At 48.4% G+C, this 256-nt stretch carries 1 pseudogene; it reads left to right on the forward strand.

The window, feature by feature from the left end:
* Positions 1–256, forward strand: a pseudogene (locus KVT11_RS20215) (ABC transporter substrate-binding protein); the annotation flags it as partial.

The raw sequence follows: 256 nt of genomic DNA on the forward strand, positions 1-256 counted from the left end.
GGACGTAGCCATGATCGATGTAAGCAAAAGTGACGAATCCTTCAAGAATGGCAAATCCGGAATCATGACCGGACCGATCTTCCAAGGAAACTCTGTACGTAATTTCCTGTGGAAGAACGAACCCGATGCAACAGTGAAGCCTATTCCGGTGCCTACAGGTCCGGATGGCAAGTCGGGTAGACGTTACAGCCCGGTTCAGATTGGTGCCTTCCTGATCAACAAAGACTTCAAGAACCCGGAAGCATTTTTTCTCTAT

This window comes from Bacillus sp. GbtcB10 (assembly GCF_019091365.1).
In the GTDB taxonomy this organism is placed as follows: domain Bacteria; phylum Bacillota; class Bacilli; order Bacillales; family Bacillaceae; genus Bacillus; species Bacillus altitudinis.